We start from the raw sequence: 14,859 nt of genomic DNA, 5'->3' as shown, positions 1-14,859 counted from the left end.
AAATAATACGTTTAGATCCGTATTCATCGCCAAATGGTCTGAGCCATCCCCCGTTGAACAACGGCCGGGACCGAATCGGGAAAATCGAGCCCTCGGGTTTGCCGGCCGGGGCCGACGGGGAGGCGATCTCCAAACGCGAGAACGAGCCCGCGACGAAAGCGGCGCTTGGCATCAGACCTCGGACCTCAGGTCGGCGTGTGACGTCTTGAGGCCGGTCTCCCAAGCATTCGAGGCGACCGGGCCTCGTGACCGTCCCATCGATGCCGGGTCGGCCCGGCGACGGGGCTGCGCATCGGTCGAGGCATAACCCGGAGATTGTCGGATGGACTCGGACAAGGCCTGCGGCCTGGAACCGATCGACGATCGTACGAACGACCACTGACATTCCTGGTGCACGACGAAGCGCTCGACTTGTGACCTGAAATTACGAGTCGGGCTTCCCCCCCCCCCAAGGATTGCCACCATGAAACCCATCGACTGGTTCAAGGGTCTGAGTTCCGCACCGAAGATCGGCCGCTCCCCTTCTCGGAGGCCGGCCCGTCGCCGGCGGAAATCATGGCAATCTCCGGCGAACTGGGAGGCCCTTGAAGGTCGAATCGTGTTGAGCGCCCCGGCGGGCGACAACCGATTCTTCGGCGCCATCGCGGCCCCCGGCCAGGTCGATACGTTCCAGTTCACGCTCGCCTCCCCCACGAACGTTTGGTTCGACAACCTGCCCAGCGCCTCCGACCTCACGTGGAGCCTCTCGGGCCCCCAGGGGGTCGTCACCACTCCGGCCTACTTCTACATGGAAGACCGTTCGCTCGGCCTCCTCCCGGCCGGGGCGTACACGGTCACCGTCGCCGGCGTCGGCGAGACGACGGGATCCTTCGCGTTCCGAATGCTCGAGATGTCCGTCGCCTCGACCGCGATCACTCCCGGCACGTCCGTCGGCAGTTCTCTCAGCCCCGCAGCCTCCACCAATCTGTATCGATTCGCGGGCACCGCCGGGACCTCGGCCTTCATCGATACCACGTTCGTCAGCACCACCGACCCGAACGGGCACACGGGCCAGTGGACGCTCATCGGCCCAGGCGGGAATGAGATCCACAGCGGTGACATCGCGGTCGGCTCGGCGAGGGTCGCGTTGGAGGCGAGCGGGACCTACACCCTCGCCATCCGAGGCGACCTCGACGCGACCGGGACCGAGACCTACCAGGTCAACGTCCTCCCGATCACCGATGCGACCGCCCCGTTGACCCTGGGCACTCCCGTCTCCGGCAACATCACGAACCCCGGCCAGCAGAAGAATTACACGTTCACGGTCGGATCGCCCACCCGGCTCTGGTTCGACAGCCTCACCACTCGCACGGATCTCGTCTGGACCTTGAAGGGTCCTCAAGGGACGTTGTTCAGTGGCCAGTCTTTCGGCTCCGATGACCGATTCCTCGGGTTGCTCCCGGCCGCGACCTACACCTTGACGGTCGGTGGGACGAGCGACGCCAACGGGGCCTTCAGCTTCAACCTCCTCGACCTCGCCGCGGCCACGCCCATCACCGCGGGGACCGCCGCGACGCCGACCGGCCAGGTCGTCTCCGGCACCCTCAGCCCCGCCAACTCGGCCAGGCTCTACAAATTCGACGCCCAGGCGGGCGACAAGCTCCTCTTCGACAACCAGTCGTTCTCCGGTGGAAGCGCGAACTGGCAACTCATCGGGCCCTACGGCGATACCTTCTTCAATGTCGACGCCAATACCGACATCGCCCACGTCATCATACCCGCCAGCGGGACCTACACACTGGTCATCGGCGGGGCGACGGGCACGACCGTCGCTCCCAGCTACAGTTTCCGGATCAACTTCGAGTCCCACACCGACGTCCCCAACAATTCGGGGACGCCGATTACGCTCGGAACCACGGTCAGCGATATGATCGTGCCGGGCGGGAGCTACAACTACAAGTTCACCCTGGCCGCACCGACACGACTGTGGTTCGACAGCCAATCCAACGACGATCGCGTCCACTGGGACCTTTCAGGACCCCAGGGGAATCTCTCCATATTCAACTCCTTTTTCTCGGGTGACATGAACCTCGGCCTGCTCCCGGCCGGCAGTTATTCCCTGACCGTGTACGGCGACGAGTGGATATCCTTCGCATTCCGAGTCCTCGACTTCGCCGCCGCCACCCCGATCACGTCGGGAACGGCCGTCAGCGGCACGCTGGACCCGGCGAACTCGACGAATCTCTACCAGTTCAGCGGGACCGCAGGCTCGACCATCTACCTGGATGGCTCGAGCTTCACGTCGAGCCAACCGTTCGGCGAATTGGGTCTCTGGCAACTCATCGACCCGTTCGGCGCCACGATCGACAGTAACTACATTACTCTCGACTCGGGACGCATCACACTCTCCTCCTCGGGCACGTACACCCTGGCCCTCCAGGGGGACAATGACCCTGCCGGCACCTCGGACTATGGCTTTACCGTCCGGGTGGTGAGCGACAGCACGTCCGCGATGACCCTCGGCACTCCCGTCTCGGGCAGCATCAACAATCCGGGGCAGGCGAGGAACTATACATTTACTCTCAACGCACCGGCGAGGCTCTGGTTCGATAGCCAGACGAACGACACCAACCTGGCCTGGTCACTAAGCGGCCCCCAGGGGACGGCCCTGCCAGACACCCGCTACTTCGCGACGGATGAACAGGGTCTCGGCCTCCTCCCGGCGGGCAACTATACCCTGACCGTCACGGGCGTGTATGACTACCTGGGCAGCTTCAAATTCAATATCGTCGACCTCGCCTCCGCCTCACCGATCACGCCGGGGACGACCGTCAACGGGTCGCTCAGCACCGCGTCCGCCTCCGCCTATTACCGGTTCACCGGCACGGCCGGCTCCACCATCTTCCTCGACAGCCTCTACGCCTCCACGACCGACCCGAATGGATACCTCGGGAACCTGACGCTCGTCGGCCCGGGTGGCAACACGCTTTACGGCGGGCCCCAGACCAGCGATTCGGGCCGGCTGGCCCTCGCCGCGTCGGGGACGTACACGCTGATCGTCGAGGGCCCGATCAACGCGACCGGGACCTCGAGCTACTCCTTCAACGTGCGGCCGGCCGCCGACTCGACGGCCACGTTGACTGTGGGCACCCCGGTCTCGGGCAGCATCTCCAGCCCTGGGCAGCAGAAGAATTACACGTTCACCCTGGGGACGACGACCCGGCTCTGGTTCGACACCCGGACGAGCGACCCGAACCTGCTCTGGAGCCTCAAGGGCCCGCAAGGGCCGGTCTACACCAACGTCGACTTTGCCTCGAACGACCGGGGCCTCGGCCTCCTCCCGGCGGGCGTTTACACCCTGAGCGTCTCCGGCGTCAACGACTCCCAGGGTGACTTCAACTTCAACATCCTCGACTTCGCGGCGGCGACCTCGATCACGCCCGGTAACAACGTCAGCGGCACGCTCAACCCCGCAGCCTCCAGCAAGTTGTACCGGTTCACCGGCACGGCCGGCTCCACCATCTTCCTCGATGCGCTCTCGTTCTCCACGACCGACCCGGACGGATATGGCGCCACGCTGATCCTCCTCGACCCGATCGGCAACCAGGTCGCGATCGGCCAGTGGAACTTCGATCCCGGGCGGGCGACCCTCACCCAGTCGGGCACCTATACCGTGGTCGTCCAGGGGATCGTTCTTGCGACCGGGACCGCGAACTTCTCTTTCAACGTCCGTCCCGTCGCCGACTCGACGGCCGCGCTGACCCTCGGGGCCCTGGTCTCGGGCAACATCGCGAACCCCGGGCAGCAGTCGAGCTATACGTTCACGCTCGGCGCTCCGACCCGGCTCTGGTTCGACGGACTGGCCAGCGCCTACAACCTCATCTGGGGCCTGTCCGGGCCGCAAGGGACGATCGTCCCCAACGTCGCCCTCTCCGATGGCGATAGGGCCGTGGGGCTCCTCCCGGCGGCGACCTACACCTTGACCGTCTCCGGCCTCGGCGACACCACCGGGAACTTCGAGTTCAAGCTCCTCGATCTCAGCTCGGCAACGCCGATCATCGCCGGCACCTCGGCCGGCCCGACCGGCCAGGCGGTCTCCGACACGATCACGCCCATCGACTCCATCAGGCTTTATCAGTTCGCCGCCAACGCCGGCGATTCGCTCCTCTTCCGCACCCTCAGCCATTCCGGCGACCTCGCGAAGTGGCAGCTCATCGATCCCTACGACAAGATCCTCTTCGAAGGGTATGTGGACGGCGACTACGGCAGTCTGGCCATCCCCGCCACCGGGACGTATACGCTCGTGATCACCTCGCTGGGGAATTCGACGCCCCCCAGCTACAGCTTCGAGGTCGACTTCCAGTCGCACACCAACCCGCCCGAGGTCGTCGGGACGCCGCTCACGGTCGGCACACCGGTCAGCGACACGATCCCTTCGGCCGGGTATGCCAATTACCTGTTCACCCTCGCCGGCCCCACCCGGCTCTGGTTCGACACGTTAACGACCGACCCCAACCTCTCCTGGATCGTGACCGGCCCCGCGGGGATCGCGGGCTCCGAGTCGTTCTCCTCGGGCGACAGGGACCTCGTCCTGCTCCCGGCGGGGAGCTACGTGCTCCAGATCACCGGACTCGTCGGCGACCCCTTCGCGTTCAACGTCCTCGACTTCGCGGACGCCACCACCGTCACTCCAGGAACCCCGGTCAGCACCGTCTTCGACCCTGCGAATTCAACCCAGCTCTACAAGTTCACCGGTACGGCGGGCTCCACGATCTTCCTCGACAACTCGTTCTCCGGCGTGGATGAACAGGGGAATGCGGCCAGTTGGATGCTCATCGACCCGTTCGGCAACACGCTCAACTTCGGGGGCCTGACGAACGATTCGGGGCGGATCAAGCTCCCCTCCTCGGGGATTTACACACTCGTCCTCCAAGGAGACTTCGGGGCCACCGGGACCACCAACGCCACCTTCAACGTGCGGCCCGTCACCGACGTCACCGCCTCCCTGACCCTCGGCACGCCCGTCTCCAGTTCCATCGCCATCCCGAACCAGCAGAGGATCTACACCTTCACCCTCGCCTCACCCACACGGCTCTGGTTCGACAGCCAGGTCTCGTCGAGCAACCTGAGCTGGAGCTTGAGCACGTCGCAATGGACGATCATCTCGAACGCGCGATTCTCCTGGGACGACCGCAACCTCGGCCTCCTGCCGGCCGCGACCTACACCCTGACCGTCGCCGGTAACGGCGACGTGACCGGCGATTTCCGCTTCAACCTCGTCGACCTCGCCGCCGCCACCCCCATCACGCTCGGGTCGAGCGTCACCGGCTCGCTCAGCCCCGCGTCATCTTCGGCCTTCTACCGCTTCTCGGGGACTGCGGGGAGCTCGGTCTACGTCGACGCGCTCTCCTTCGACACCAACGACCCCAGCGGTAACCGGGCGTACTGGACCCTCCTCGACCCGTACAGCAACCTGATCGCCGTCGGCTACTCGATAAGCGACCTGGGCCGGGTCACCCTCCCGAGCACCGGGAGCTATACCTTCATCGTCAAGGGCGAGATCGGCGCCAGCGGGACGGCGACGTTCGGGTTCAACATCCGAGCTGTCACCGACAATGTGACCCAGCTCTGGGGGACGTCCGGAAACGACGATTTCTTGGTCCGGTTCCTCAACGCGACGACGCGCGACATCTACTTGAACGGCGTCATCATCGGGACCCTGACCGGGACCACCCCCCTCACTGTCGATGGTAAGGGGGGGACCGACACCCTCACGGTCATCGGCACCTCTTCGGCCGACACCTTCTCCATCAACGCCTCCCAGATCTCCCTCGGCGGCGTCACCACCTCGCTCGTCGGGATCGGGTACCGCACCGTCGACGGCGCAGGCGGCGACGATGTGTTCAACTACAGCGGCGTCAACCCGCAGCTCTACCTCATGGGCGGCTCGGGCGTCGACACCTTCAAGCCCGCCGCCTCTACGAACGTCTTCAGCCTCGACGGCGGCCTCGACGGGGCACTCTTCGACGCATCCGCGAGCGAAGTCGGCCTCGTCCTCGACCTCGCCGGGAAGCTGATCACCAGGGTCACCACCTTCGCCAACATCAACAGCGTCATCGGCAGCACCAGGAGCGACGCTCCCGTCGGCAAGAACAACACGGTGACCACCCTCGAAGACACCCCCTACACCTTCGCCATCAGCGACTTCGGCTTCACCGACCCCGGCGACCTCCCGGCCAATTCGCTCCTCAACGTGAGGATCATGACCCTGCCGGCGCCAGGTTCCCTCACGAACAATGGCGTCCCGGTCGCCGTCGGTTCCTACATCCCCGCGGCCGACATCGCCGCAGGCAAGTTCAAGTACACGCCGGCCGCCAACGGCGCCGCCGACCTCTACAGCAGTTTCACCTTCCGGATCCAGGACGATGGGAGCACCGCAAACGGCGGCGTCAATATCGACCCCACCTCGCGAGTGATGTACGTCAACGTCACCCCCGTCAACGACGCCCCCGTCCAGTCGGGCGGGACGATCGCCAACCTGACGGTATCCGAGGACGCCGCCGCCACGTCCCTCGGCCTGGGCAGCGTCGCGTTCGGCCCGGGCGGAGGATCCGCCGAGGCATTGCAGACGCTCAGCTACAAGGTCACGGCCGTGCCCGCTTCAAGCCTGGGGAACGTCATCCTTGCCGACGGCGTGACGGTCGTCACCGCGAATACCTCCTACACGCTCGCCCAGTTCCGAGGTATGAAGTTCAAGCCCGCCGCGAACGCGAGCGGCACCGGCGCTTTCAAATGGGTCGTGCAGGACGACGGCGGGACCGACAACGGAGGCGCCGACACGCTCGCCGTGTCGATGCCTCTCACCGTCAACTCGGCGAACGACGCCCCTATCGGCGTCGCCAAGGCCGTCACGACGCTCGAAGACAAGCCCTACACCTTCACCGTCGCCGACTTCGGATTCTCCGACCCCAACGACAACCCTCCCGACAACTTCGCCTCGATCGTCGTCACCAACGTCGCCGGTGCGACCGGCCTCACCTACAACGGAGCCGCTCCGACCAACGGCCAGGTCATCCCCGTCGCCGACATCGCCGCGGGCAAGCTGATCTACACACCCCCCGCCAACGCCAACGGGTCGCTCTACGCCAAGTTCTCCTTCCAGGTCAAGGATGACGGCGGAGCCGCCAACGGCGGCGTCGACACCGACCCCGTCGCTCGATCGATGTACGTCACCATCACCTCGGTGAATGACGCGCCCGTCGGAATCGCCAAGGCCGTTACCATCCTCGAGGACACCACTTATACCTTCACCATCGCCGACTTCGGATTCTCCGACCCCAACGACAACCCCGCCAACGCCTTCGGATACATCGTCGTCTCCAATATCCCCACCACCCCCGGCCTCACCTTGGCCGGAGCACCACTTACTAATGGGCAGGTCATCACCACCTACGACCTCGCCGACGGAAAGCTTAAATTCCAGCCTCCCGCGAATGCCGCCGGTGGCTCCTACATCAAGTTCAGCTTCCAGGTCCGCGACAATGGTGGAACCGCCAACGGCGGCGTCAATACCGACCCCATCCCTCGCTCGATGTACGTCACCGTCACTCCCGTTAACGACGCGCCCGTCGGCACCTCCAAGACCGTCACCACCCTCGAAGACTCCTCCTACACCTTCGGCGTCAACGACTTTGGGTTCTCCGACCCCCTCGACAACCCCGCCAACGCCTTCGGCTACATCGTCGTCTCCAACCTGCCCACCAGCCCAGGCCTCACCCTCAACGGAGCGCCCCTCACCAACGGCCAGGTCATCACCACCATCGACCTCGCCGCGGGCAAGCTCAAGTACACACCAACGGCCAACGCCAACGGCGCGGCTTACTTCAAGTTCTCCTTCCAGGTCCGCGACAACGGCGGCACCGCGAACGGTGGCGTGAATACCGATCCTTCGCCCAAGACCATCACCGTCAACGTCACACCCGTCAACGACGCGCCCGTCGGCACCTCCAAGACTGTGACGATGCTCGAAGAGTCTACCTACACCTTCGGCGTCAACGACTTCGGGTTCTCCGACCCCAACGACAGCCCCGCCAACGCCTTCGGCTACATCGTCGTCTCCAACCTCCCCGCAAACCCGGGGCTCACCTTCGACGGAGCGCCCCTCACCAACGGCCAGGTCATCACCACGTACGACCTCGCCGCTGGCAAGCTCAAATTCAAGCCGACGGCCAACGCCAACGGACTCGCTTATATCCAGTTCAACTTCCAGGTCCGCGACAACGGCGGGACCGCCAACGGCGGCGTGAATACCGACCCCACACCCAAGACCATCACCGTCAACGTCACACCCGTCAACGACGCGCCTCTCGGCATCGCCAAGGCCGTCACCACCCTCGAAGACAAGCCTTACGTCTTCACCGTCGCCGACTTCGGATTCTCCGACCCCAACGACTCCCCCGCCAATAACTTCGCCTCCATCGTCGTCACCAACGTCGTCGGTGCGACCGGCCTCACCTACAACGGAGCCGCTCCGACCAACGGCCAGGTCATCACCGTCGCCGACATCGCCGCGGGCAAGCTCATCTACACACCCCCCGCCAACGCCAACGGCTCGCTCTACGCCAAGTTCAGCTTCCAGGTCCGCGACGACGGTGGCACGGCCAACGGTGGCGTCAATACCGACCCCGTCGCACGCTCGATGTACGTCACCATCACTTCCGTAAATGACGCACCCGTCGGCGTCGCCAAGGCCGTGACGACGCTCGAAGACAAGCCGTATACGTTCACCCTCGCCGATTTCGGCTTCTCCGACCCCAACGATAACCCGGCGAACAGCTTCGTCTCCATCAAGATCACCAACGTCGCCACGGCCTCGGGCCTCACCGACAACGGGGTCGCCCCTGCCAACGGCACCGTCATCCCCGTCGCCGACATCGCCGCGGGCAAGCTCGTCTACTCCCCGCCCGCCAACGCCAATGGAAACCTCTACGCCAAGTTCAGCTTCCAGGTCCGTGACAACGGCGGCACGGCCAACGGCGGCGTCGACACCGACCCGGTCGCCCGTTCCATGTACGTCACCATCACCTCGGTGAATGACGCACCCGTCGGGACCGCCAAGGCCGTTACCATCCTCGAGGATCATTCTTACACCTTCACCGTGGCCGACTTCGGATTCTCCGACCCGAATGACAATCCGGCCAACGCCTTTGCCTCCATCAAGATCACCAACGTCGCCACGGCGTCCGGTCTCACCTACAACGGGACACCACCGACCAACGGCCAGGTGATCCCTGTTGCGGACATCGCCGCCGGGAAGCTCGTCTACACGCCGCCCGCCAATGCCAACGGGAACCTCTACGCCAAGTTCAGCTTCCAGGTCCGAGATAACGGCGGGACCTCCAACGGTGGTGTCGACACCGACCCCGTCGCACGCTCGATGTACGTCAGCATCATCTCGGTGAACGACGCGCCTGTCGGGACCTCCAAGACCGTCACCATCCTCGAAGGCACCAGCTACACGTTCACCGTCAATGACTTCGGATACTCCGACCCGAGTGACAACCCCGCGAACGCCTTCGCCTCGGTCGTCGTCACCACCATCCCTGAGAACCCGGGGCTCACCTACAACGGGGCGCCGCTCACCTCCGGCATGGTCATCCCCGTCGCCGATATCGCCGCGGGCAAGCTCAAGTTCGTCCCCCCCGATAACGGGAGCGGCGGAGCCTTCATCAAGTTCACCTTCCAGGTCCGGGACAACGGGGGGACCGCAAACGGCGGCCAGAACACCGACCCCACTCCTCGCACCATCTTCGTCACGCACACCGCCATCAACGACCCGCCGGTCGGTACCCCGAAGACGGTCTCCATCGCCAAGAACTCGACCTACACCTTCGCCGCCACCGATTTCGGCTTCTCCGACCCCAACGACACCCCCCCCAACGCCTTCCTGGCCGTCAAGATCTCCAGCCTCCCCAACGCAGGCGCCCTCACGCTCAACGGCGTCGCGGTCACCTCCGGGCTCGTCATCCTCGTCGCCGACATCAACGCCGGGAAGCTCAAGTTCGCCCCCGCGGCGAACGCGACCGGCGCCCCCTACGCCTCCTTCACATTCCAGGTCCGCGATAACGGCGGCACGGCCAACGGCGGTGTCGACACTGACATCATGGCCAGGACTTTTACCTTCAATGTGAGTTGAGGCAGATCGCTACCGTCGAGGCCTGCGAATGGCCTCGACGGTCGGGACGCAACGCCGACGTATGTGTGCCCTTTGCGGTCGCTCTCCTCCGATTCCCTGGGATCTCGGAGAGAGCCGCCGTGAGGGGCGATCGTTTTCGCTCGTTCCGATCACCGGCCCTCAGGTCTTTGACCCTGTTCTTGCCCACTTCCGGGGCGATGGTCCCGCAGGGCTTTGGCCCACCCCGCGTTTGTCCAGCGATTCGACTCGTCGTCACACTCGCTGTCGGCCGTATACTCCGGGCCTCGGGCGTTGAAAATGCATTTGAAAAGGGGGCCGGGGCCAGGGTACGATTGAGTGATCTGGGGAAGGGCGGGGTGAGTCTAGGTCTCGACTCTCGACAATCTCGGCGAGGCTCGAGACGGGCGTGCAAACCCGACGGGTTAGGGGTCGACGTCCATTTGCGTACGGACCGAGGGAGTCCCCGTCCTGCGTACTTCTCCAAATGAGAGACGTGGGGCGAGCGTAGAGGGTGGTGACGGTGACCATCGACGGTGAGGTGACCGCGATCCTTCTCGACCTCGACTCCGGCTCGGACGTCTCGGCGATCCCCTCTCTGCGACGAGCTCAGGCTCGCCTCAAGGCCTCGGGCCGCGGCCGGGCGCGATGACGATGACCCCTCCCGGCGGCGGCCACGCCTCCTGGTCCGCGCGGGACGACGACCTGGCCGAATGGGCCTCGATCGTCGTCGACCGGCTCCAGGCCGGGCAGGTCGTGGACATCGACGCGGAGGTCCACCGGCGTCCTCAAGACGCCGACGAGCTTCGTCGCCTCTTCCCCGCGCTCGAGAAGATGGCCCGGCTCATGCCCCGGTCCGGCGAGGGTGAAGCCGAGGGCGAGGGCGAGGGCAAGGGGACAGGCGGGGCGGACGGGGACATCGTCCATGACTTCGTCCCCCCGATGCCCGAGGCGATCAACAGCCCCCTGGGCGACTTCCGCAGGGTCCGCGTCCTCGGGCGGGGGGGGATGGGGATCGTCTACGAGGCCGTCCAGATCTCCCTGAACCGTCGGGTCGCGTTGAAGATCCTCCCGGCGGTCTCGGCCGACGACCCGCGTCGGCTCCGGAGATTCCAGGTCGAGGCCCAGGCCGCCGCGTGCCTCCACCACCCCCACATCGTCCCGGTCTACCTCGTCGGGGCTGAGGGGGGGGTCCATTACTACGCGATGCAGCTCATCGAAGGGTACACCCTCGCGCAGGTCATCAGCGACTTCAAGCGACTGGCCGAGGCTCCGTCTGACGGAGGGGCCCCCCTGCCCCTGCCCCCCACAGGGACGCCGGCGGAGACCGTCGAGGCCCGCTCATCCGCCCCCGCGGCCGTCGGCGAGGACGACACGTTCACGATCTCGACCATCGACCGACCTCCCGACCCGCCGGCCTTCTTCACGGTGACGGGGACGAGCCGAAGGCCCTCGCCCAGGGTCGCGGCCGACCTCGCCCGGCAGGCGGCCGAGGCGCTCCAGTTCGCCCACGAGCAGGGCATCCTCCACCGCGACATCAAGCCGTCGAACCTCCTCGTCAACGACGCCGGCTGGCTCTGGGTCGCCGACTTCGGGCTCGCTCGAGTCCCCGGCGACAGCGAGCTGACCAAGTCGGGCGACCTCGTGGGCACGCTCCGTTACATGAGCCCCGAGCAGGCCATGGGCGAGCGTTCGGTCATCGACCACCGCTCCGACGTGTACTCGCTCGGAGTGACCCTGTACGAGCTCTTGACGCTCCGCCCGGCGTTCGAGACCGACGACCCGCTCGCGAGGCTCCGCCGGATCGCCGAGGAAGACCCGTGCCCGCCGCGCCGGATCGACTCCTCGATCCCGAGGGACCTCGAGACGATCGTCACCAAGGCGATGGCCAAGGCCCCGGGCGACCGGTATGCGACGGCCAGGGACTTCGCCGACGACCTCCGGCGGTTCCTCGAACATCGCCCGATCCTCGCCCACCCCCCGAGCCGGTTCGACCGGGCCGTGAAATGGGCGAGGCGGCACCGGTCGACGGTCACCCTGACGATGGCCATCACGCTGTCGGCGCTCGTGACCTTCGGGATCGCCGCCTTCTGGCGCACTCGGTTCATCCAGGACTACAACGAGCAGTTGCAGAAGGCGCTCGAGCTGGCCGACCGCCACTCGGTCGAGGCCAACCGCCAGCGGGCGCTGGCCGACCGCCACGAGTGGTCGACCCGTCGGCTCCTGTACAGCTCGCAGCTCCGCCTCGCCCAGCAGGAGTTGTCGGCGGGCCGCGTCGAGTTCGCGCAGGAGATCCTCGAGAACATCCGCCCGAAGCCGGGGGGCCGCGACCCGCGGGGCTTCGAGTGGTACTACCTGCGCCGGCTCTCCCACCGCGAGGTCTCCACGCTCTTCGGCCACGAGGTGGCCGTCCGATCGCTGGCCCTCTCCCCCGACGGGCTCACGCTGGCCTCCGGCGACGCCGACGGGGAGTTGATGTTCTGGGATCCCATCAACTGGCGCTTGCGGGCCCGCGTTAAGGCGCACTCGGGCGAGATCCAAGGCCTGGCGTTCTCGCCCGACGGCCGGGCCCTGGTCTCCTGGACCTCGCAATCGGGGAGGCTCGGCGAGATCAAGCTCTGGGACGTCGCAAACCCCGGCGACCCGATCCGACTCTCGGGCCCTTCCGGCGAAGTGACCGGCGTCACCTTCTCCCCCGACAGTCGAAGGCTGGCCGTCGTGGACGAAGGGGTCAGCGACGACGCCTCGACGCACCGGATCCTGTTCTGGGACATCGGCCCGGGCGCGACGCAGGTCGCCTCCCGCGCCTCGGCCCTGCCGGGGCGCCGGTTCGCGTTCGCGCCGGACGGGCGCACGATCGCCACCGCCGGGCGGGACGGCCCGGTCTTCCTCAGGGATCTCGCCACCGGTCGCGAGTCGATGACCCTGCCCGGGCAGGTTACCCTGCTCGACAGCCTCGCCTTCTCGCCCGACGGCAAGACCCTCGCGGCGGGGCACGGCGGAGGGGTCACCCTCTGGGATCCGGCGACCGGCCAGGAGATCGGGGCTCTCCCGGGCCCGCCCGCGGACCAGCTCCTCTTCTCGAGCGACGGCGGTACGCTCGTCGCGGGCTCGGCGTCCGGCCAGGAGTTGATCCGGCTCTCCAAGGGCCCGATGCCACAGCCAAGCCGGATCCCCCTCGAAGGGGTCTCCGGGAAGCTCGCCTGCCTCGCCGTCTCCCCCGACGGCAAGGCTCTCGCGGGCGCCGGGGACGGCCTGCGGCCGACGCTCTGGGACCTGTCCTCGGGGCGGAAGCTCGCCTCGTTCAAGGCCGCGACGGCGGCCGTCCGCTGCCTGGCCTTCACCCCGGACGGCCATTCCCTGGTCTCGGGGAGCGAGGACGCGAGGGTCCGCTCCTGGCACTTCGGGCCGAGCCACGAGCCCATCGCACAGCTCTCGGGCTCCCCGGGAGAGGTCTGGGCCCTGACTTACACACCCGAAGGCGACATCCTCGTGTCGGCCGGCGACGACGGGGTGATCCGGCTCTGGAACCCGAACGACGGCACCTTGCGGGCTACGCTCCGAGGCCACGAGTCCCTCGTCGCCGCCCTGGCGATCAGCCCCGACGGCAAGACCCTCGCCAGCGCCGGCTTCGACAACACCGTCCGGCTCTGGGACCTCGGCCCGAACACGCTCCAGGCGACGCTCCGTGGCCACACCGCCGACGTGCGTGCCCTGGCCTTCTCCCCCGACGGCAAGGTCCTCGCCTCGGGGGGCTCCGACCTCTCGATCCGCCTCTGGGACGCCACCGACGGGACCCCTATCACCTTGCTCGTCGGCCACTCCGCGAGGCTGAGGACGCTCGCGTTCTCGCCCAACGGGAAGAACCTCGTCTCCTCCGCGAACGACCGCACGATCCGCGTCTGGGAGCTCCGCGAGCGACGTGAGGCCCTCGCGCTGCACTGCCCCAACTTCGACGTCTCGCTCGCGTTCTCCCCCGACGGCACCACGCTCGCCTCCGGCGACGAGCGCGGCATCGTCTCATTCTGGGAGGTGAGCTCCTGGACCCGGCGCGCCTCCGCCAAGGGCTCCGACGCCGTCGTCCACGGCCTCGCCTTCACGTCCGACGGCCAGACGCTGGCCTCCGCCTCCGGCGACTCCAAGATCCGGCTCTGGGACCCGGTCACCGGCCAGGCGACCCTCGTCCTCGAAGGCCACGCCCGCCGCGTGAATGCCATCGCCTTCTCCCCCGACGGCCGCACCCTCGCCTCCGCCGGCCACGACGGAATCATCAAGCTCTGGCGCGCCGGGAACCCTTGACCCCGCAACGGATAGACATTCGTATGGGCCGACGGCACTCGAATCACCGTTCATGAAAGCCGGCAGCGGCCGACGTCGAGGTCGATCCGACGCGTCGTAAGTATTCGGTAAACCCGTCGTCCTTGGTCGGCGCGCACCCTCACTCAGGCCACTCTGTGGGCCAACGAGAGGCTTCAAGACTCGAGTTCGTTGGACGACCGTTGTCCGCTTGGTCTATGAGGTGTCCGATGTCGGGAGATCTTCGTCGCAGCCCCAGGCGCGGCGTTCTTCCGGCGTGAGATTCCACGGTAGGAACCGCTCCGCGTCGACCGGCGCCTGACCGCCGGCTTCGGCACACGCTTGCAGATAGGCCGTCAGCCAGAGGCGTGGGTTCAGACCCCACAGGCAGA

3 protein-coding genes are annotated in these 14,859 nt (G+C 66.5%); all 3 read left to right on the top strand.

Translation table 11 applies throughout. The annotated features are described in order from the left end of the window. Positions 1 to 463 precede the first annotated feature (463 nt). The 3 genes from ACYOEI_RS40335 to ACYOEI_RS40325 all read left to right on the top strand — a co-directional run bounded on the left by ACYOEI_RS40335 (position 464) and on the right by ACYOEI_RS40325 (position 14,470). A complete protein-coding gene (locus ACYOEI_RS40335) occupies positions 464 to 10,174 on the top strand; it encodes an Ig-like domain-containing protein (protein WP_462856316.1) in 9,711 nt (3,236 codons plus the stop codon). 511 nt (positions 10,175 to 10,685) lie between these two features. Then, positions 10,686 to 10,823, top strand: a complete 138-nt coding sequence (locus tag ACYOEI_RS40330) for a hypothetical protein (protein WP_462856314.1) — start codon at positions 10,686 to 10,688, stop codon at positions 10,821 to 10,823. Beyond that, positions 10,820 to 14,470: a WD40 repeat domain-containing serine/threonine protein kinase gene (locus tag ACYOEI_RS40325; protein ID WP_462856313.1), complete on the top strand. Its 3,651-nt coding sequence runs from the start codon at positions 10,820 to 10,822 to the stop codon at positions 14,468 to 14,470. The genes ACYOEI_RS40330 and ACYOEI_RS40325 overlap by 4 nt, the downstream gene beginning before the upstream one ends. Positions 14,471 to 14,859: the final 389 nt, after the last annotated feature.

The sequence above is a fragment of the Singulisphaera rosea genome (genome assembly GCF_054877945.1).
This window is presented reverse-complemented; position numbering and strand designations above follow the sequence as displayed.

What these genes read in the sequence shown, in the direction of transcription:
- ACYOEI_RS40335 (WP_462856316.1), top strand. Translation starts at nt 464, where the DNA reads ATGAAACCCATCGACTGGTTCAAGGGTCTGAGTTCCGCACCGAAGATC.
- ACYOEI_RS40325 (WP_462856313.1), top strand. Translation starts at nt 10,820, where the DNA reads ATGACGATGACCCCTCCCGGCGGCGGCCACGCCTCCTGGTCCGCGCGG.